At 58.9% G+C, this 21,110-nt stretch carries 16 protein-coding genes; 7 read left to right on the top strand and 9 right to left on the bottom strand.

The genetic code is table 11. The features are described from left to right. Positions 1–6: 6 nt before the first annotated feature. From HPT27_RS17275 to HPT27_RS17265, 3 genes are all read right to left on the bottom strand, one after another. The gene (locus tag HPT27_RS17275) at positions 7–741 is read right to left on the bottom strand and encodes a response regulator (protein ID WP_235951086.1); all 735 of its coding nucleotides are present in this window, start codon (positions 739–741) and stop codon (positions 7–9) included. Next, a complete protein-coding gene (locus HPT27_RS17270) occupies positions 738–2,408 on the bottom strand; it encodes an ATP-binding protein (RefSeq protein WP_172246100.1) in 1,671 nt (556 codons plus the stop codon). Before HPT27_RS17270 ends, HPT27_RS17275 begins: the two co-directional genes overlap by 4 nt. A 177-nt stretch (positions 2,409–2,585) precedes the next feature. Further along, a complete protein-coding gene (locus HPT27_RS17265) occupies positions 2,586–3,029 on the bottom strand; it encodes a hypothetical protein (protein WP_172246098.1) in 444 nt (147 codons plus the stop codon). A gap of 255 nt (positions 3,030–3,284) precedes the next feature. On the opposite strand from HPT27_RS17265, the gene HPT27_RS17260 reads away from it, so the two are divergent. The 3 genes from HPT27_RS17260 to HPT27_RS17250 all read left to right on the top strand — a co-directional run bounded on the left by HPT27_RS17260 (position 3,285) and on the right by HPT27_RS17250 (position 5,302). Continuing rightward, positions 3,285–3,917 carry an arylesterase gene (locus HPT27_RS17260; protein ID WP_172246096.1) on the top strand — a complete coding sequence of 211 codons (633 nt, stop codon included), beginning with the start codon at positions 3,285–3,287 and terminating at the stop codon, positions 3,915–3,917. Between the two features lie 135 nt (positions 3,918–4,052). After that, positions 4,053–4,706: a signal peptidase I gene (gene lepB, locus HPT27_RS17255; protein WP_172246094.1), complete on the top strand. Its 654-nt coding sequence runs from the start codon at positions 4,053–4,055 to the stop codon at positions 4,704–4,706. A gap of 62 nt (positions 4,707–4,768) precedes the next feature. Beyond that, the gene (locus HPT27_RS17250; protein ID WP_172246092.1) at positions 4,769–5,302 is read left to right on the top strand and encodes a DUF1287 domain-containing protein; all 534 of its coding nucleotides are present in this window, start codon (positions 4,769–4,771) and stop codon (positions 5,300–5,302) included. A 97-nt stretch (positions 5,303–5,399) separates the two neighbouring features. Here the strand turns inward: HPT27_RS17250 and HPT27_RS17245 are convergent, their stop codons facing one another. Next, positions 5,400–6,614: an aspartate aminotransferase family protein gene (locus tag HPT27_RS17245; RefSeq protein ID WP_172246090.1), complete on the bottom strand. Its 1,215-nt coding sequence runs from the start codon at positions 6,612–6,614 to the stop codon at positions 5,400–5,402. A gap of 257 nt (positions 6,615–6,871) precedes the next feature. Here HPT27_RS17245 and HPT27_RS17240 point away from each other — a divergent pair, with 257 nt between their 5' ends. The 4 genes from HPT27_RS17240 to astB all read left to right on the top strand — a co-directional run bounded on the left by HPT27_RS17240 (position 6,872) and on the right by astB (position 12,178). After that, positions 6,872–8,122, top strand: coding sequence for a hydrolase (locus tag HPT27_RS17240; RefSeq protein WP_172246088.1), 1,251 nt, complete (start codon positions 6,872–6,874; stop codon positions 8,120–8,122). Beyond that, positions 8,122–9,141, top strand: coding sequence for an arginine N-succinyltransferase (astA, locus tag HPT27_RS17235; protein ID WP_407951157.1), 1,020 nt, complete (start codon positions 8,122–8,124; stop codon positions 9,139–9,141). The genes HPT27_RS17240 and astA overlap by 1 nt, the downstream gene beginning before the upstream one ends. A 108-nt stretch (positions 9,142–9,249) precedes the next feature. Further along, positions 9,250–10,722 carry a succinylglutamate-semialdehyde dehydrogenase gene (astD, locus tag HPT27_RS17230; RefSeq protein ID WP_172246084.1) on the top strand — a complete coding sequence of 491 codons (1,473 nt, stop codon included), beginning with the start codon at positions 9,250–9,252 and terminating at the stop codon, positions 10,720–10,722. A 130-nt stretch (positions 10,723–10,852) separates the two neighbouring features. Beyond that, positions 10,853–12,178 (top strand): N-succinylarginine dihydrolase, encoded by a 1,326-nt coding sequence (gene astB / locus HPT27_RS17225; RefSeq protein ID WP_172246082.1) that lies wholly within the window; start codon positions 10,853–10,855, stop codon positions 12,176–12,178. A gap of 75 nt (positions 12,179–12,253) precedes the next feature. On the opposite strand, the gene HPT27_RS17220 is transcribed toward astB, so the two are convergent. From HPT27_RS17220 to HPT27_RS17200, 5 genes are all read right to left on the bottom strand, one after another. Further along, entirely contained in the window at positions 12,254–14,329 is a 2,076-nt protein-coding gene (locus HPT27_RS17220) for an Ig-like domain-containing protein (protein WP_172246080.1), read from the bottom strand. 199 nt (positions 14,330–14,528) lie between these two features. Then, the gene (locus HPT27_RS17215; RefSeq protein WP_172246078.1) at positions 14,529–16,304 is read right to left on the bottom strand and encodes a S9 family peptidase; all 1,776 of its coding nucleotides are present in this window, start codon (positions 16,302–16,304) and stop codon (positions 14,529–14,531) included. A 179-nt stretch (positions 16,305–16,483) separates the two neighbouring features. After that, positions 16,484–17,134: a thiopurine S-methyltransferase gene (locus HPT27_RS17210; protein ID WP_172246076.1), complete on the bottom strand. Its 651-nt coding sequence runs from the start codon at positions 17,132–17,134 to the stop codon at positions 16,484–16,486. A gap of 32 nt (positions 17,135–17,166) precedes the next feature. Beyond that, positions 17,167–18,315, bottom strand: a complete 1,149-nt coding sequence (gene sohB, locus HPT27_RS17205; protein WP_172246074.1) for a protease SohB — start codon at positions 18,313–18,315, stop codon at positions 17,167–17,169. Positions 18,316–18,491: 176 nt separating this feature from the next. After that, the gene (locus tag HPT27_RS17200; protein WP_172246072.1) at positions 18,492–20,915 is read right to left on the bottom strand and encodes a hypothetical protein; all 2,424 of its coding nucleotides are present in this window, start codon (positions 20,913–20,915) and stop codon (positions 18,492–18,494) included. Positions 20,916–21,110 lie beyond the last annotated feature (195 nt).

Below are 21,110 nucleotides of genomic sequence, written 5' to 3'. Positions count from 1 at the left end.
CTCGCATCAAGCGTCGCCAGCAAGTTCGTCAAATTTGTAGCCTATGCCATAAACAGAGTGAATCAGTTCACCACTGTGCGGCTGCGCATCCCGCAGTTTGCGCCGAACATTTTTGATGTGCGAATCCACGGTTCGTTCGGTCACCACTCGGTGCTCATCATGGGCGGCATCCAGCAATTGCTGGCGGGAATAAATGCGGCCCGGGTGACTGGCCAACTGGCGCAGCAAGCGATACTCGACCACGGTTAGATCCAGCATGACGCCGCTCAGTTTCGCGTTCAGTGCCGCGTCATCAAACTGTAGCCGCTGCGCCGCAATCGCGGTCTGGCCATAAAGCGGTTGCAGCCGACGCAGCAGCGCCTTGACGCGCGCCACCACTTCGCGCGGACTGTACGGTTTGCACAGGTAGTCATCGGCACCGAGTTCGAGCCCGAGCAAACGATCGATCTCTTCCACCCGCGCCGTCAGCATCAGAATGGGCAGGCTGGAGAACTGGCGAATTTCCCGGCAGATGCTCAAGCCATCCTGTCCGGGCAGCATCAGATCCAGCAACAACACGGTTGGCGGCTGTTGCCGCACAGCGCTGACCACCGTATCACCGCGGTGCATCAGTTCGACCGCAAACCCTTCACGGCGCAGATAGCCCGCCAACACCGCGGCCAATTCGATTTCATCTTCGACGATCAGGACGGTAACCGTATTTGCCGCCGGATGCATTGGATGTTGAGTTGGCTGATTCATGCCGGCCGCTCCGACATGGCTGCGAGCGGCAGCCGAATCACGATCGCGAGACCGCCGAGCCGCGAAGGGTGTGCGCTGACGCTGCCGGCATGGGCCTGGACAATCGCCTTGACCACACTCAAGCCGAGTCCGCTACCACCGGCATCACGGCTGCGCGAATGTTCGACCCGGAAGAAGCGGTCAAACAATTTTTCCTGCAGCGGGGTCGGCACGCCGGGCGCAGTATCTTCGATGGTCAATTGGGCGTGATCACCATCGCGGCGCAACTGGACCGAGATCTCGCCGCCGGCATCGGTGTAGCGCACCGAGTTGTGCAGCAGATTGTCGAGCACTTGCCGCAGCCGTTGCCGATCACCGTGACAGTAAAGACGGAGCTCACCGGCTACCGAGGCTTTCAGGCCAGCGGCCGCGATTTTGTCGCCGGCATCGGCCACGGCCTCATCAATCAGCGGGCGCAAATCTAGATCCTGACAATGCAGCCGCAGCGCGCCGGTATCGGCCAGTGCGACCTGATACAGATCATCCACCATCCGGCTGAGTCGTAGCGTCGCATCGTGCAACGTCGCGAGCGTTTGCTGATCACTCGGCAGCACGCCGTCCTGCATCGCTTCAATCTTGCTTTGCAGCAGGGCCAGCGGCGTCCGGAACTCATGTGAGACATCGGCCATGACCTCCCGACGCAAGCGCTCGTTGGCAGTCAGTGTGGTCGCCAGTTGATCGACATCACGCGCCAGTTGGCCAAGCTCGTCACCGCGACTGACTGTGGTCCGGGTGTCGAGCTCGCCTTCGGCCAACTGCCGGACGGTACCGGCCACCGACAAAATCGGCTGAACCAGATTGCGGCCGAGCCACCAGGCAACGATCAGCGCCAGCAACAGGGCGCCGCCGGCAATCAGCAGCAACGTACGCATCTGGCTGGCCAGAAAGCGCTGCTCCAGATCTTCGTTGAGCAGCGGTGGCAACTGCAATTGCAGATAGCCGATGATCCGATCATCGAGTTGAATCGCCTGCTCGATGGATTCCAGTTGTGTCGGCGGCTGTCGCCCAACCAGCAACTGGTGATCGGCATCGAGTACTTGCATGCGTTGCTGCAGTGGCGGCATTTCAAACCGCATTGGTCCCGGCGGATGGGTCGGGCCGAACGGTGGCGGCTGCAATTCCGGCTCGGTGCTGGTGCGAACGCTATTTGCGAACTCGGGGTCGGGCTCATGTTCGGGCGGTGGTGGCGGGGCGAAACCCGGCGCGTCATGATCGGCAGGCGGCTCGGGAACTGATCGCGCGTACTCGTCACGCGCATTGCGCTTTTCTTGAGTTGGTTGTTCTGCACCAGGTGGTACTTGACTGAGCGGGAACCGATCGCGGCGTTCGCGATCCGCTCCTCGGCCAGCACCGCGCTCACGTCGCCGTTCGGTCACGCCGCTGGCTTGGATCAGTTGCGCCAGCACGTCTGGCTTGCCGCGCAAAAACTGCCAGTCGCCCTGTTGCCGATAGCTATCGGTCAGCAGCTCCTGCAGTGGCTGCAAGCGGGCAAATTCGCGCCGCTGCACGTAGTCGACCATGTCGTGGCGCACACTCCAGCGCATCGCCACGGTCATCAAAACCACGATTGCCAAGGCCAATACTGCCAGTGCCAGGAAAAACCGAAGGGTCAGCGACGGACGCTGCATGAACCTGCTCCACCCAATTTGCTGCCACGCACGAACGAACTTAGAAAAGGCATCAATCACGTTTGTGCTGCCATAACGACCGCAGAAACGCGACCGTCATGGCAGCTGGCAAGAACGGTCTGGCTTGCGCGGGTACAGTCACCTTGCCAGGCGCCATTGCCCGCTACCGACCAAAGTTTAGTTGCGCTCGCGCCGGCCCGGTCGTTCATCAGGAACAGCGACCAGCGTGCCGTCACGGCTCTCGCAATGCGCAGCAAGGTTGCGACCATCCGGTGCACTGAGCACCGCCGACGCGCCTTCCGTCAGGCCTTTGCAAGCGTTTCTAGCCTGCTCCATCCGTTCCAGATGCGCCTTCGGTATTGCGACCAGCTCGGCCGGGCGCAGCGTGCAGACCGCCGCCATACTCTGACCCTCGGGTCCGGTCAATGTGACCGCATCGCCTGCCTGCTTGCCACTGCACGCCGCGATTGCCTTGGCGCGGAAGCCCTCGCCGGGGCCACCTTGCGGACCCTCTCCGCCGTCACGCTCATGCGGTTTGCCGCCACCGGCATGCGCGACACCCATGGCGCAGAACGCCGCGAGCACGGCCCATTTTGCCATCACCTGCCATTGCTGTTTCATCTGTACCTCCGGAACCTGCGTGGATGCGCGCTGCCGAACCTGTGCGGCAAAAACGCGGTCACTGCTGCGACCGGTACAGTAAGCGCCAGCATTGCACAGCAAGCAGGCAGCGACGGTGGAGAGATTGTGAAACTGAAACGCGTGCTGGTCATATCTTGCAACACTACGACCGCTGTTGGCGCCGCTGCCGGCTCGTCCGGACTGGCGCGAATCGCGTACCATCATCGACATTCCAACCCGGCGTTTTGATTGATCATGAACAAATGCAATCCGTTGACCGTATTGGCCCTGCTGGCGCTGTTGCTGCTGCCACTGCCAACGCTGGCCAATACCGTGCTGGTGCTTGGCGACAGCCTCAGCGCCGGTTATGGCTTGCAGGACGGCGAAGGCTGGGTGCACTTGCTGGATCAGCGCCTGCAGAAAACGGCGCCCGGCTGGAGCGTCGTCAATGCCAGCATCAGCGGCGACACCACCAGCAACGGATTGCAACGCTTGCCGGCGTCGCTCAAGCAAAGCCAACCGCAAATCGTCATCATCGAACTCGGTGGCAACGATGGCTTGCGTGGCACCCAGCTGCCCATCATCAAGCAGAACCTCATCGCGCTGGTCAAGCAAGCGCAAGCGGCCGGCGCCAAGGTGTTGCTGATGGAAATGCGCATTCCACCGAACTACGGCAAGAAATACACCGAACGGTTCACCGGCCAGTACAGCGAAATTGCTGAGGAAACCGGCGCAACGCTGGTGCCGTTCTTCCTGCGGGAAGTCGGCGGCCGCAATGAATTGATGCAAGCCGACGGCATCCATCCAAATGCCAGCGGCCAACCAAAAATGCTGGACGCGATGTGGCCGCTATTGCAGCAGGTGGCCAAACTCAAGGAACGGAAGTAACGACCAATACGGGCCATTCGACGACGGAAACATGCCGTAACACGCACGCGCGGCCCGCCGCCGGAACTCCTCTCGCCCGCTCGCGTCACAGTCGCTTCACCCGCCCTTCTCCTGCTCTGCAAGGACTGCTGCGCCATGAAAGCCACACTCACCAAATTGCTGAAAGAAAACCGCTCGTTTCTGTTGTTTCTGGTTCTGATGTTCGCCTTCCGCAGCTCATTCGCGGATTGGAATAGTGTGCCGACCGGCTCGATGAAACCGACCATCATTGAAGGCGACCGGATTCTGGTCAACAAGCTGGCGTACGACTTCAAGCTGCCATTCACCAATGTGAGCCTGCAGCGACTGAGCGAACCACAGCGCGGCGATATCGTGGTCTTCAATTCCGCAGTTGCCAACAAGCGACTGGTCAAGCGCCTGATTGGCTTGCCCGGCGACGTCGTGGCCTTGCACGACAATCAATTGTTCATCAACAGTGAGCCGGCGCAGTACAGCGAAATGCAGCCGGATGGCGACAGCCTGATAGCCACTGAGCAGATCGCCGGCTTCCAGCATCGGGTCCGGGTCGCGACCGGCCCGATCAGCGCCAGCCATTCCTTTGGCCCGGTGACGGTGCCGGCTGATCACTATCTGATGCTGGGTGACAACCGCGACAACAGCGCAGACAGCCGGTTCATCGGCTTTGTGCCGCGCACCGAGCTGGTCGGCCGCTCGCAAACCGTGGTGCTGTCATTCGACTACGATGATTATTATTTGCCGCGGTCGGATCGGTTTCTGCATTCGCTATGAGTTACCACCTGCGCGCTTGCACTCGGTCGCCGTGGCGGACGCGAATTTCGCTGTGGCTGCTGATGACCACCGCAATCATCACACCGGTGCAGGCGCAGCCACTGGTGGATGCCGCCCGCCAGCAAATCGGCGTTACCACCGTTTATGATGGCCGTTATCAACCGCTGGCCTATCCCAACGGCGATGTGCCAATGACACGCGGTGTTTGTACCGATGTGGTCATCCGCGCCTTTCGCGTGCTCGGCACGGATCTGCAGCAACGTGTGCATGAAGACATGCTGCGGGCATGGTCCAGCTACCCGCCGTTATGGGGACTGCGTCGACCCGATGCCAATATCGACCATCGGCGGGTGCCGAATCTTGTTCACTATTTTGCCCGTCAAGGCTGGCGAATCTCGCCGGGCACCATGCCCGCCGACTTTCAGCCGGGCGATCTGGTCACGTGGTTGTTGCCGGGCAATTTGCCCCACATCGGAGTGGTATCCGATCGTCGGGTCGATGACCGTCCGCTGATTATTCACAACATTGGCGCCGGCGTGGTTGAAGAAGATGTGCTGAATCAGTTTCCAATAACCGGGCAATTTCGGCCGCATTAGGACCTTGATGCCAAACTGTGCCGATGGCAGCGCCATCGGCACCAAAATTACGACGAAAAAAAAGGGCGCCGATGGCGCCCTTTTTTTTACAAACTACTCAAACCGAAGCCATCACCTTGGCAATGGCCCGTTCAAATTTCGCCAAACCTTCCTTGATGTCCGCTTCCGGAATAATCAGTGACGGCGCCAGACGAATGACATCGGGGCCGGCTTGCAGAATCAGCAAACCCTCTGCCAGCGCAGCGGTGACAAAATCCTTCGACTTGCCTGCGTATTTTTCCGACAGCACGCAGCCAATCAGCAGGCCTTTGCCGCGGACCAGCGAGAACACGCCAGTCTTGTCCTTGATGGCATTCAGACCATTGAAAAACTGATCGTGGCGCTGACGGACGCCAGCGAGCGTGTCCGGATGATTGATCACATCGAACACCGCCGAGGCGACTGCGCAAGCCATCGGGTTGCCACCGTAAGTGGAGCCGTGCGAACCGACCGCCAGCGCTTTCGCGACTTTCTCGGTGGTCAGCATCGCGGCAATCGGGAAGCCACCACCGAGCGCTTTGGCGCTGGTCAGAATGTCCGGGGTGACGCCGTATTCCATGTAGTTGTACAGATAGCCCGTGCGGCCCATACCGCACTGCACTTCGTCGAATATCAACAGCGCGCCATGCTTGTCGCAGAGCTCACGGGCTTTTTTCAGATAGGCCGCATCGGCCGGGGTGACACCACCCTCACCTTGCATCGGTTCCAGCACGACAGCGCAGGTGTTTTCATTGATAGCGCCGTCGAGCGCATCTATATCGTTGTACGGCACATGCTTGATGCCCGGCGGCAACGGTTCGAAACCCTTGGTGTATTTTTCCTGACCACCAACACTGACGGTGAACAGTGTGCGACCGTGGAAGCTGTTGAAGGTGGAAACGATTTCGACCTTGTTTGGGCCGCCATGCTGTTTGGCGTAAGCGCGCGCCAGTTTGAACGCCGCCTCATTGGCCTCGCCACCGGAGTTGGCAAAGAACACCCGCTCGGCAAAGGTGTTGTCGATCAGTTTTTGCGCCAGTTCCAGCGCCGGAATATTGGTGTAACCATTGGCGAGATGCCAGATTTTCTGTGCCTGTTCGGTAACGGCCTTGACCATCACCGGGTGGCAGTGACCGAGTGCATTGACGGCAATACCACCCGCAAAATCGACATATTCCCGACCTTCGCTGTCCCAGATTCTGGAACCGGCGCCGCGAACAGGCAGCATCGCCGCCGGGGCATAGGTGGGCACCATTACTTGATCAAAGGTCGCGCGCGTTACCGAAGTCATCATCTCTGCTCTGTGGTAGGTGGAACCGTAGCGGGTAGCGGTTCCTGGTGGTTCCAAACCGAACGGCGCCGGAAGCGTTCCGGCGGCGGTAAAAAACGCCGCGAATGATCGCGCCTCTGGTCAAAAAACACCAGTATTTCAGCCGCATATTTATGCCGCCGGCGTTTTTGCTTAATGCCGGCAGTGGCCCCTATGCTGAGCGCCATCGTGGCCCTTGTCCGGGCCGAACTTTTACTGCACTCCTGTATTGGCGACGCCCTATGAACCGCTGGCATGACCAGATGAAGTGGATTGATGCACAAGCACCGCGGCTGCAGCAGCAGCTGGTGCAGCTGTGCGCAATCAACAGTGGCAGCTGGAATGTCGCCGGTATCGAGCGGCTACAAACCGCGCTGCAACCGCTGCTGGCACCGCTTGGCGTGCCGGTGGAGCGCATCGCGTTGGCGCCGGTGCAGCAACTTGGCAAGACCGGCCAGATCGAAGCGCGACCACTGGCACCAGCGCTCCGCTTGCGTTGCCGACCGGAGGCGCCGCGGCAAGTGTTGCTGGTCGGCCATCTCGATACCGTATTCCCGGCCGATCATCCGTTTCAGAGCCATCGCCTGCTCGACGCCAACACGCTCAATGCACCGGGCGCGGCCGATCTGAAAGGCGGCCTGCTGGTGATGCTGACGGCGCTGCAGGCGCTGGAGCAAAGCGCGGACAAGAACAATCTGGGCTGGGAAGTCATTCTGAACCCGGATGAAGAAATCGGCTCACTGGGTTCGGCGCCGCTGCTGGCAGAAGCCGCGCGGCGTCATCACATTGGCCTGTGCTACGAGCCGTCATTGCCGACCGGCGAACTGGTGTCAACCCGCAAGGGCACCGGCACTTTTTCGGTCCATGTCCGAGGCAAAGCCGCGCATGCTGGCCGCGAGCATCATCTCGGTCGCAATGCGATTGTTGCGGCAGCGCATGTCGCCAGCACGCTTGATGCGCTGAATGGCCAGCATGGCGACATGACCGTCAACGTCGGTTTTGTCGACGGTGGCGGCTCGGTCAATGTGGTGCCGGAGCACTGCCTGCTGAAAGTGAACGTGCGGGTTTCAAATACCGAGCAACAGCGCGCATTTGAACTGGCACTGCAAGCGGCCTGTGCGGCGGTCGATCAACGTGACGGCTTCAAGACCACGCTGCTGGGCAGCTTTCACCGGCCACCAAAGCTGATGACACCGGCACTCGAAAGCCTGCTCGGCTTGCTGCGCGATTGCGGCAACGCCATCAACCTCGATGTCCGTTGGCAAGCAACCGGTGGCTGCTGTGATGGCAACAACCTCGCGGCGGCCGGCCTTGCCAATGTCGACAACCTCGGCGTGCGCGGCGGCAACATCCACAGCAGTGACGAATTTGCCCTGCTCGACAGCCTGACCGAACGCGCCAAGCTGTCGGCTTTGCTGCTGCTGCGGTTGGCGGCCGGCGACATTGATTTCACGCCGTTTCATTCGGCCAACAAACAGAGTCATTCATCATGATGCGGATACGCCCGGTTCGCGCTGCCGATCTGGACAAGCTGCACGCGCTGGCATTGCGCAGCGGTATCGGCCTGACCACGCTGCCGAAAGACAAGCAATCGATGAAAGAGCGCATTGCCTTGTCTGAACACTCGTTCAGCACCGAACTGGAAAAGCCCGGTGACGAGTATTACTTGTTCGTACTGGAAGACACCGAGACCGGCGCCATTTGCGGCACCAGCGCGCTGGCGTCGGCGGTTGGTCTCAATCAACCGTTCTACACCTATACCCTCGGCAAAGTTGTCCACGCCAGTCCGGCGCTGAAAATTCACAATCAGGTGCAGACGCTATATCTCGGCAATGACTTCACCGGTTGCACCGAAATTTGCACGCTGTTCCTCGACGCCGAATACCGCGGCGGTGGCAACGGCAAATTGCTGTCGCGCTCGCGCTTTCTGTTCCTGACTGAATTTGATCAGCGCTTCGATGAACGGGTCATTGCCGAAATGCGCGGCGTGTCCGACGACAAAGGTTTCTCGCCATTCTGGGATGCGCTCGGCAAAAAATTTTTTTCGATGGAATTTCCGGAAGCCGATGCGCTCTGCACTTACGGCAACCAGTTCATCGCCGAGCTGATGCCGCATTACCCAATCTATCTGTGCATGCTGCCGGACGAAGCCCGCGCCGTGATCGGCAAGGTGCATCCGGATACCCAGCCCGCGTATGACATGCTGATCGCCGAAGGTTTTCGCTACACCGGCCACGTCGATATTTTCGATGCCGGCCCGACCATCGAAGCCGATATCCGCTCAATCCGCACCGTCCGCAAAAGCAACCGCTTCGAATGGAGCATCGCGCCGGCTGGAACAACGACCCAGCCGGAAACCTACCTGGTCAGCAATACCAAACGAGTAGATTACCGCGCCTGCTTGACCGAGCTGGCGTTCGATGACGCCGGAAATTTGTTGCTGCCTGCGAAGGTCGTCGATGCGCTGGAGTTGCGAACCGGCGAGCCGGTGCGCGCCTGCAAACTGTATTGATTTTTTCCGATTCCCCAACATGGGAATGGCTCGATCTGATCCCCCTCCTTGTCAAGGAGGGGCTAGGGGTGGTTGATGCAGTCCGCACAATCATCCGGGAGAAATACAATGAGTCTTCACAACGAACTTTTCATCAACGGCAACTGGCAAGCCGGCCACGGCGAGCGTTTTCATTCGACCAATCCGGTCTCCCAACAACCGGTCTGGCAAGGCAATGCCGCCAGTCGCAACGACGTCGATGCCGCCATCAATGCCGCCCGCACCGCGTTTGCCCATTGGCGTAACCGCACGCTCGACGAACGCATTGCGGTACTGAAGGCATTTGAAGCCCAGCTGAAAGCGAATACCGATGTGCTGGCCGATTTGATCGGTCAGGAAACCGGCAAGCCCTTGTGGGAAGCGAAAACAGAAGTTGCCGCCATGGTCGGCAAGATTGATATTTCCATCCGTGCCTATCACGAACGCACCGGCGTCAAGGAAGCAACGACCGGCGACACCACCACCGCCACCCGCCACAAGCCGCATGGCGTGGTCGCGGTATTCGGGCCGTACAATTTTCCGGGCCATTTGCCAAACGGCCATATCGTGCCGGCGCTGTTGGCGGGCAATACCGTGCTGTTCAAACCCAGCGAATTGACCCCCGGCGTCGCAGCGAAAACCATGGAACTGTGGCAAGCCGCCGGCCTGCCGGCAGGCGTGCTGAATTTGCTGCAAGGTGCGCGCGACACCGGCATCGCGCTTGCCCAACATGTTGGCATCGACGGCCTGTTTTTTACCGGCTCGGCTGGCACCGGCTTCGCGTTGCACGCGCAACTGGCTGGCCAGCCGCACAAAATTCTCGCGTTGGAAATGGGCGGCAACAATGCGCTGGTGATCGGCAAAATCAATGATCTGAAAGCTGTAGTGTTTCACACGCTGCAATCGGCCTTCATAACGGCCGGCCAGCGCTGCACCTGCGCCCGTCGCCTGCTGATTCCGAATACCGATGACGGTTACAAATTCCTGTCGGCATTGGTCGATGCGGCGCAGCAACTTCAGGTTGGCACCTACAACGCCGAACCTGCGCCGTTCATGGGCTCTGTCATCAGCGTTCCGGCCGCCAACAAGCTGCTGAAAGTGCAAGATGAGCTGATTGGCAAGGGCGGCTATCCGCTGCTGAAAATGCGCCGCGTACAAGACAACACGGCGCTGCTCTCACCTGGCATCGTCGATCTGACGGAAGCGCGAGATATCGCCGACGAGGAATATTTTGGCCCGCTACTGTCGGTCTATCGCTACGACAGTTTCGAACAGGCGATTGCGCTGGCGAACAACACCCGCTTTGGTTTGGCCGCGGGCTTGCTGAGCGATGACAAAGCAGAATATGAACAGTTCTATCGCGATATTCGTGCTGGCATCGTCAACTGGAACAAGCAGCTGACTGGCGCCAGTTCGGCGGCGCCATTCGGCGGTGTCGGCGCCAGCGGCAATCATCGCGCCAGCGCCTATTACGCAGCCGATTACTGCAGCTATCCGGTCGCGTCGATGGAAAGCACGGCTTGCACCTTGCCGGCACAGCTATCACCCGGCATGACGCTCTAAGGCGCGTGCCAATTCGGGCATTGAAGAAATCTGGAGGAGCGGCCTTGGCCGCGATGCTTTCGATACAACAAGACCGCGACCAAGGCCGCTCCTACGAAAACCGTAATCCGCAGCTCAAGGCAAAACGAACATGACCCAAGCCTACGAAATCAATTTTGACGGACTGGTCGGCCCGACCCACAACTATGCCGGTTTGTCCTACGGCAACGTCGCCAGCATGGGCAACAGTTCAGCGGTGTCGAATCCGCGCGAGGCGGTCAAACAGGGCCTGCAAAAAATGTACGCGCTGCACAAGCTCGGCATTCCGCAAGCCGTGCTGCCACCATTGCTGCGTCCGGATTTGGCAACGCTGCGTCGGCTAGGATTCACCGGCACCGACGCCCAGGTGCTGAACAAAGTCGCAAAACAGGCGCCGGTGTTGCTCGCTTGCGTCAGCTCGGCTTCCAGCATGTGGACCGCCAACGCCTGCACCATGAGTCCGTCAGCGGACAGCCTTGATGGCAAGGTGCATTTCACCGCAGCCAACCTGGCCAATCGCTTCCATCGCTCGATCGAAGGACCACAAACAGCAAAATTGCTGCGCGCGATCTTCGCCGACGAAAGCCATTTCGCTCATCACGATCCGCTGCCGCTCGGCGATCATTTTGGTGACGAGGGCGCCGCCAACCATACCCGGCTCTGCCGCGAATACGGCGAGCCCGGCGTGCAAATTTTTGTTTACGGTAAATACGCCTTTGACCCGACTCAGCCGGCGCCGCAAAAATTTCCCGCCCGGCAGACGCGTGAAGCGTCCGAAGCAATTGCCAGACTGCACCAATTGCACGCCGACAAAGTCGTGTTCGTACAGCAGAATCCGGCGGTCATTGATCAAGGCGTTTTCCACAACGATGTGATCGCCGTCGGCAATCGCAATGTCCTGTTCTTTCACGAGCAGGCGTTTCTGGACAAGGACACGGCGCTTGCCGATATCCGCCGCGCCTACGGTGATGACGAACTGCATTTCATCGAAGTCAGCAGCAAAGCCATGCCACTCGAAGATGCCGTCCGCTCCTATCTGTTCAATAGCCAGCTGGTATCGTTGCCAACCGGCGGCATGGCACTGATCGTTCCTGGCGAATGCGAGGCCAATCCACGGGTATGGGCGTATTTGCAGGAGTTGTTGACGCGTCAAACACCAATCAAGGCAGTGCATGTCTTCGACGTGAAGCAAAGCATGAGAAATGGTGGCGGACCGGCGTGTTTGCGTCAAAGGATTGTGTTAACCGAAAGCCAACGAAGCACTGTTTCAGCCAAGGTTTGGATGTCTGACGAAGCTTTCTCCGCGCTCAATGCCTGGGCTGATCGTCACTACCGCGAATCGTTGTCCGCTGCGGATCTGGCTGATCCACAACTGTTTATCGAAAGCGAGCAAGCCGTTTCAGCACTTCAGCTGCTGCTAACATTGAGATATCGCTGACCCTCATTAGTTGAAAATGGCAGATTCGGCTCCTCCGCGTTGAGGCAAAAAAAAGCCCGCTTTCGCGGGCTTTTTTTAATCATTCACTGAAGGACCTGAAAGCACATTGACCACCCCAGATGGTGTAGTGACTGTAAAAGTAATACTGCCGGCACTGGAGGTCGTATCACCTTTCACCGTGTAAGCGAACAACTTACCGCCATTGCTGTTGGTACTTGGCATCGTATAAGTACTGGTGCCAAGAATAGATCCATTGCTGGTCTCAATCTTGATCGTGGAACCGGCCGGGATCGGTTGGTTGTGGAAGTCTGCCAGCAGGACCTGCCGAGTTTTCACATTGCTCGCTGGCGGCACCGAGATTGCTGTATTGTCCTCAACCGTGCCGGTCGAATCCATGTTCCGATTGTAAATGTCATTGGAGGACATCACGATCACAAGACTATCGCGGACATGAAGTGTTTTTTGTGTCGAACAGGTCGTCGCACTGCCGCAAAGTACGCCGTTGTATAGATTGTCGTCAGCATCGTAGGCTTGATCGTTGTCGAAATCGACAAACGTCTCGGCATCATCATCTGTGCCAGCACTGATACGATAACCGCCATCTTCATTGTTATCGACGAATGCTTCGGGCACATCATAATCGCCCCCTTGCACATCGGTGCCTGTCTGGAAAGTCGCATCTTCCGTGCTGTCGAAACGGCCATTGCCGTTTATATCCGGGAAGCTTTCGGTACCAATTGCGGTCGCCAAGATCGTTACCCGGCCACCATAGGGCTGGCCACAACTATTGACCAACTCTGGCACTGTGGCACAAACCATGCCCAGATCACCTTGACCAACAGGCCGGGGTGCTTGCGAGCGCCATGTCACCGTGCACTCGCCATCTGTGGTAGTACAAGAAGGATCGATAGCCCCGCCTTCCGCACGAAACTGCACAGCAGTGCCGTTCGGAACCGGGTTATTGAAGGCATCGGCCAAGCGAGCCGTGACGGTAACCGTCTTGCCATCCAACTCCCAAGACTCGGGATTCAGCACGCTAGCAGAGATCGAGATCGAATCCTGATCCGGCAAGCCCGTGGAAACCACCAAGCGACTGGAGGTGGTGCTAAACGAAGTACCACCTTGTGTTGCAGTGGCGCTTACTCGAACTGAAGTGGCCACCGTACCAGCGTTCACAACGGTCTGCGCACGACCTTGAGCATCGGTCTGCGCTGTAGCTGGAGAGCGAGCGATGCCGCCGACAGTAGTATCCAGCGCAAACGTTACCGGAATTCCCGCAAGCGGGTTTCCTTGCGCATCAAGCACACGGAAAATTACAGTGGAAGTTTCCGGACGGCTTGAGTCGCCGGTACCCTGCAAAGCGATATTTGCAGGAGTCGCCGAGACGAATTCGATACTACCCAATGCAGCCGCACCGACTGTAACTACTGCCGTCCCGCTCAGCACATTGCCGCCAACCTGAGCCGACACGTTGACGGTATCGGCCCCCACGCAACCGGTTGCTCGATAGGTTGCCGTCGCGGCTCCGCCGACTGAATCCACAGGAGAACTAATCACTGCGCCACCCGAGGTCACACAAGCCGATGTGAACGTAACCGGGACCGTTGTGGTAAATGAAGAACCATCGGAATTGGTAAATGCTGCGGTAACCGTTGTCGTACCACCGGCACTTACGATCCCACCAGGAGTTGTCACCGTCATCGTGACATTGTTGGCCGGGATCGTTGTGGAAAACGCTGCAGTGCCTTGGCCGGTTGAATTACCAGCCGTCGCAGAAGCCGTCACCGTTCCGGCACCAGCCACCGTCCCCGCATTCAGCGTGATGGTTGCCACACCCGAAGCGTTGGTGAGCGCAGTCCCGCTCGGCGGGTTGAGACTGCCAAGGGTGGTGCTGAAAGTTACAACAGTATTGGCAACAGCAGAGCCGTTATTGGTTACCGTTGCTCGTATCGTGCCCGGTGAAGAGGGGGTGACATTAGTGGTGACATTGCCACTTGGGTCGAGAATTTGCACGGCTACGGCTGTAGTTGCGGTGCTACCGCCGCCTCCGGTATCCGTTTCCTCGTCAGAGGTGCCTGTGCCACCACAGCCCGCCAACAGCGTTGCTGCCAGCAGCACGGCCCATCCTTTTTTCAGCCACTCGCTCATCATGCTTACTCCTGCTCCCGGCAAAGGGGCCAAATACGGTCGGCCCGCCGCTATTACGCGAATTTGACTAAGACTAATCCAAGGGTCGCGGCTTGGCAATCGAGCAAGGGCTAAAAATTCTGTTGGATCAAGGGCTTTTCGCGAGATCTTCGACAAGTTTGGCAAATTGGGCGACAGCCGGTCCCGGTTGACCGCCCAATGGTCAGGCATGACGGGAGAAAAAGGCCAGCTCGGCAGCCAGCGCCGCCATCAGGGTATCGGCCCGGCGAAAGCCGTGGCCCTCCCCGGTATGGACAACGAGCTCATGGTCCACCCCGGCTCCTTGCAGGCTGGCAACGAGCTGTTGAGCCTGTGCCAGCGGCACCACCGGGTCCTGCTCGCCCTGCTGGACTAGCACCGGCGTTTTTATCAGCGGAAAGATGCTGGTAGGCGACATCTGGTGCAGGCGCTGTTCATCGCTACCGCCCGCGCCAACCAGACGATGCAGGTAGCGCGCTTCAAACTTGTGGCTGATGGCCGCCAGCCGGACCAGATCTACCACCGGATAACGCAAGGCTGCGGCCCGAATCCGGCCGGATGCGGCCAGCATGTGCAGGGCCGTCAACCCGCCGGCGCTATTGCCGCGCAGGTAAATCCGGTCCGGGTCGACAGCGCCATCGCGGATCAGCGAATCAACCACCGCCAGGCAATCGGCAACATCGTACTCGCCCCAATGCCCCAGCAGACTCTGGCGCCAGTCCCGGCCAAAGCCATCGCTGCCGCGGTAATTGACGTCGGCGACAGCATAACCGCGAGAGGTCCAGAACTGGATCGTCGCCTGCAGTGCCGGACTGGCCGCGCCGGTCGGACCGCTGTGACAAAACAGCAGCAGCGGACAACGCGTGCGTTCTGCCGGGCGATAGAAGAAAAACGGTAGCTTTCGCCCAGCCACTTCGGTCATCACGGACTTGGCAGGCGTGATCATCACATCGGCCGGCCAGGCAACCGTGCCAGTGAGGCATTGCTGGCTGTCACGACCCGGTTGCAGCGCCATCAGCCGTTCCGGCTGATCGGTTGCTGACGCCAGAACAAAAACCGCATCACCGGCCACGGCCAAATGCGGCGCCAAACAGCAAACGGATTCCGATGTCGGAGCGGTTTGCGAAAAATGCTGTGGCGCAGCGCGATACGTACCGTCCGGCTCAGGGCTCAATCGCCACAATTGCTGGAAACCATTGACCGATCCGATTAACCAGATATCACCACCATCCGTTACACACCAGGTCCGCGTGCCAAGTGACCACGGTGCCACCGCAAACTCGTTGTGAGCAAAGGCATCCGCTGATGTCTCTGGCTGTGCTTCTGCTGACTGAATTTGCAGCGGCTGCCAGCCGTTCGCCAGAACCACCCCGGGTTGCCAGTAACCACTGCGATCGCTGAGGGCAAACAGTTGATTGTTGCCGGCAAATAACGGCTGCAACACGGATTCGGTTGCCCCGCCAGCCACCTCGGCTGAATCCAAAAGCGAATCGGGCTGGCGCAGGTTTGCGCGCTGCAACTGCGTACCGTCCCACGGCATGAGTGGATGCGACCACTGCAACCAGGCCAGTTGCATGCCATCGGGAGAAACAGTAGGTGTGGCATAGAAATCAGCGCCGCTGGCGAGCACCTGAATGGCACCTGTCAACGAGACTGCGACCAGTTCATTGATCACATCCTGATCATGATGACGCTCACGGACGGCGTAGCACCACTCGCCGCCTGGATGCCAGCACATATCGGCATAACGAATCGAACGCGGCGGCTGACTGACTTCGGTCAACGCACGCAAATCACCGCTTGCCGTGCGCAACCAAAGCTGTTGATCCGGCTCCGCGACAAACAGCAGCGCGCCATCACGCACTGCAAACTCGCCACCACCATATTCATGCACCTTGGAACGAACATTGAACCAGGTCGGTAACAATTCCTCGTTGCCAGTGCTCGCAGACCAACGCATAAGTACACCACGACCGTTTTCCTCCGGTCTCTGCTCCAGCCAATACAAATGGCGTCCGTCGTGTCGCAGCATGCTGCGCCGGGTCGCGGCCGACACCACCGCCGATGCGGGCAAAGGGATAGGCGTTGGCATGGGATTGGGCGTGTCCGAGAGCATGGGCGTGGAAATGGGGGTGGGCGTTACCAACGAATGCTCCACGCCTGTTCATGCAGCGAGCTGACCCCTTTCGCCGAAAACCGCGGCTCATGGCTGAGAATGTCCTGATCAACCAGCAACTGCTGTTGGGTCTGCGGATACAAGCTGACAAGCTCGGCAGGCGTTACCGCGAACGGTGGCCCAGTCATTTCCGTTTGCGGATAGACCAGAGTCAGCAGCAGCATGACGGCAGCGGACGGCACCAGCCCCAACAAATGTTGACTGTAGGCCGCACGCAGTTCGGGCGGCAAAGCAATCAACGCCGCCCGATCGTAGACATGATGACAATTCAGCAATTGTTCGCGAGTCAGGGCAAAAAAATCACCGCAATAAATTGTCAGTTGCTGATAACGAAAACAGAGGAAAGCGCCCTGCCTTTCGATCTCGGGTTGCCAGCCTTGTTCGGCGAAAAATGCCCGCACAGCCAACTCGCTGATCTCGACGCCAATCACCCGATGGCCACGCGCCAGCAACCAGACCAGATCGAGCGATTTGCCACAGAGCGGAACCAGCACCGACGCCGCCATGTCCGGGCACAAGGTCGGCCACAGCGACTGCAATTTGGGATGCGGCCGCGGCAAATGGAATCCGGTTTCGCCACGTTGCCAACGGGTTTGCCAGAACTCGATATCCATGCCGCAGTCCGTTCAGTTCAGTTCAGTTCAGTTCAGCGAATGAAACCGTGCCGGCTGGCCGAGCGCTGCCACCAGCGCATCAACAGTTTGTCGACCGACATGAATGCCGCCAACGACAACCGATCGGCCAGCGTCTTGCGGAATTCATAATTGACTTCGTACACGTCATGGGTCGGATACAACTCTTGCAGCAGCGCATCGGACGTTTGCAGCTCGTCGACCAAACCAAGCTCCAGCGCTTGCGAACCATACCAGTGCTCACCGGTCGCGACCTTCTCCAGATCGACCTGACTGCGATGCTCGCCGACGTAGGCTTTGAACAGTTTATGCGTGTCTTCCAGCTCTTCCTGGAATTTGCGCCGGCCTTCGTCGCTGTTCTCACCGAACATGGTCAAGGTCCGTTTGAACTGACCGGCGGTGTGCTGCTCGTAATCGATATCAAAGCGCTTCAACAAACGATTGAAGTTGGGCAATTCCGCGACCACACCAATCGAACCGATCACGGCAAACGGCGCGGCGACAATTTTGTCAGCGACACAGGCCATCATGTAGCCGCCGCTGGCCGCCACCTCGTCCACTACCGCCGTCAGCGGCAGACCGGCATCACGAATCCGCTGCAATTGCGAGGCGGCATGACCATAGCTGTGGACCAAACCGCCGGGGCTTTCCAGTCGCAGAATGACTTCATCCTGCGCATCTTTTTCTGCGACCGACAGCACGGCCGTGATTTCTTCCCGCAGGCAATGCACGGAAGAGGCTTCCATGTCGCCGAGAAAGTTCAGCACGAACACCCGCGGTTTCCGCTCCAGCTCTTCTTCTTCGTCCTCTTCCGCTGCGTCGGCATCTGAATCGGTTGTCGCGGCTTCTGGTTCAGCTGCTTTCCTGGCCTCGTCTTTCTGCGCCTGCTTCAGCGCTTTCTTGCGCGCTTTCGCTTCTTCTTTTTCTTTTTTCAGCTCAGCCTTGTGCCGCGCCTTGTACTCGTCGAGATCGAGAATCTCGGCATACATGGTGTCGGTCAAATCCTTGTACTCATCGCTGAGGTTGCGAACCTCAATTTCACCCGGCGCCGGCTGATGCCGTTGTTGGCGCGAGCGGACAATGCCACCAATAACCAGCAGGATGGCGAACACAATGGTCGCGGATTTGGCCAGAAACAGGCCGTACTCATAGAAGAACTGCATCAAGACACTGGACTCCGAGTTCCCGCCACCTTGACGGGGTGGCGAATCATAGCAAGAAAGCCACATTCGGCTAGCAGTCTCCTGCCGCCCAAACCCACTGCTTGGCGCCCCGGCAGGTAATACCTACAATAAAAAAGCCCCGGATGACCGGGGCTTTTCCGTTACGTCGAGGTCGCTTACGGCTCGACCGCACCGGTACCTTCAGTTGCGGGTACCGAGGTACCTTGGCTAGCAATGAACGTCACCGCTTGCTGCTGCATTTCCTTACGCACCGGCGCCGCGCCAGTACCGACATCCGGATCAAGCGTGGTGTCGTTCGCCAGCAGCGACGAGTGAGCACCGCGGGTGAACCGGACATAGCCACGAATGCCTTCGAGATCGGACGTGTCGGCACTCAGCTTGGTCAGACTTAGCGTCGCAATCAGCGGATCCGTACCACCGAGCGGACCGGTGACATAGATGGTATAGGGCGAGCTGGTGACCGGGTTCGGATAGGTACCGGCAATCACATTGTTCGGCACCACGAGGTCGCTAGGCAGCAAACCTGCCGTACCCACCACTTCATGAACCAGAACCGGAATCGCACGGGCATTCAGGCGCGCGGCAGTGTTGATCGGATCACCGCTGTCGACCAAGGTCTGTGCGGACCACAAGAACTGCTCGTAGGCCGCCGTGCCGGCAACAGTACCCGCGCCCGCCAAGCCGGCGCGGATGCGCGGACCAAAGGCCATCGAACCATCCAGCAGCTTGGCCAAGCCGCCACCCGGCACAGAAAGCATTGCAACCTTCACCTTCGGATCGACACCGGCGAACGTCGTACCGACGATCGAACCCAAGGACTGGCCGGCGAACGAAATCTTGGCTGCATCGACATCGGTGCCGTTGGCAACGCCGTCGATATCCAAGTTCGCTGTGGTCAGCGCCCGGGTCAAACCGAACAAGTCAGCAGCACCTTGACGCAAGTTGTCACGAGTTGCCAGCAGGTATTGCAGGTTGATGAACCAGGAGCCTGAACTGTCAACCCGGCCATCTGGTGCCGTGCCCGGCGCACCACTCGTGTTGCTCAGCAGATCAATACCCATCAGCCGTTCACGCAAGGCGCCGTTGCTGTCAACCGTCGAGTGACCAGCGAAAAACACGCCGGCAAGACTGGCCGTCGTATTGTCCGGGACCGTGTCCGCAAGGTAATCACCCGAGGCGCGCAGGCCATGCATCGGCAGGTCGATTGCAACTGTGACCTGACAGCTCGGCGGCGCTGCCAGCGCGGCCGCGAGCGGGATCATGCTGGTGCGGTTGCTGGTGATACCGTGTTGGAAAATGGTTACCGGCCAACCGCTATCCGGCTTGGTGCAGCCCGGTCCCGGCAATGACATAAGAACAGGAATGGTTTCCAGACCAGTCGGGCTTGGCAGCGGATTGGCGTACGACAGGTTGGTGCCGAGCGGATTCGGTATCGGACCGCCACCCAAGTTGATTGTTGCCGGGGCATTCCAGTTCTTGGTGATGCCATTCGGGTCGTGCGAGACGCCGTTGTCGACGTTCATTGCACCACCAGCAGTCGCCACCGGTGTGGTATTGCCCACGTTGGCACTGGCCGTCAGGTAATAGGGCAATGCCAAGCTCGCTTGCCGGAAGGTGGCAAGATTGGCTGGCAGGCCCAGCATGGTACCCGGAACGGTGATCGCGCCAGTAAAATTCAAGGCATACGGGAACGGATTAGTGACACCCGGGAACAGGTTATTGGTGAAAGCCCATACCGCGCTCAACTCCTCATTGACCGACTGCACCGTAAACACGTAGGAAACCGCGATAGTCGAAGCGTCAATTCCAGCCGCCGCAGCCGCAGCCTCTTGGGCATTCACCATGATCTGAAGCGGTCTGGCCGAGGCCGTGTCAGGTAGCGGCGTGGTGTTCTTGCCCACGGCATAGGTAACGTCAGCCGTGGCAGTCTTACCATTGGAGTCTTTCAGCGCGTTAGTAATGACCACCATGTAACTGGCTTGCGGTGTCAACGGCTTCAATGGCGAAATGCGGATTGTCCGGTTATTCGTATCTTCCGCGGCGAGCCCAACAGCGAAATCCGTCCCCAGCGCGAGCTCACTCTCGATGGCAGTTACCGGGCCGGTCGGAACTTTCGGATTGGTGGTAGAGATCGGGGCATCTGGATTGATTGCACCTGGACGATGCAAAGTCACCTTAAAGATGTGAACGCTGTCGGCCAGCGTATTTGCATCAAGGCTGGCGCCAACACTACTGCGCACCTTGACGATAAACGGCGCTGTCGCAGACCAGCCGTCTTGCTTGTTCAACTGGGCCTGAATGCTCTTGGTGCCATTAGCCCCTCCAATATCCGCATCGCTTACACCCGAAATGTTCAGCGTAAGGTCTGTGGTTCCGGCGAACAGCAGGTCATTGGGCAGCGGGATCAAATAGCCATCACTATTCGAATCTGTCGTCTCAAACTCGATAATCGGGGCTCCCGCACTGAGGCCAACTCCATCAGTTGACGGAATCTGCGGGTCGGCCGGGCCGTCACCTCCACCGCACCCGGCCAATCCGAGCGCGCTGACCAAAGCCAATCCAAGCAGGTGTTTATTCATGGAATTCTCCCAGTAAGGCTGTTCCACTATTGTCGTTGTTGCATCCAGGATGCGTGCCGTCAGCACTGCCTTGGTAAAGGGCGGCATGCGCAAGAGAGCTGGGCCAATCCTAACCGCTCATCCGTCCACTCACAAGACCACTGACCAGTTAGAAAAGCGGGCTTTTTCATTCGTTTCATGCTGCAGCGCAACACA

Origin of the sequence: Permianibacter fluminis (assembly GCF_013179735.1) — a bacterium.
GTDB lineage: Bacteria > Pseudomonadota > Gammaproteobacteria > Enterobacterales > Permianibacteraceae > Permianibacter > Permianibacter fluminis.
Note: the sequence above shows the minus strand (reverse complement) of the source record. Positions and strands in the feature narration are given on the sequence as shown.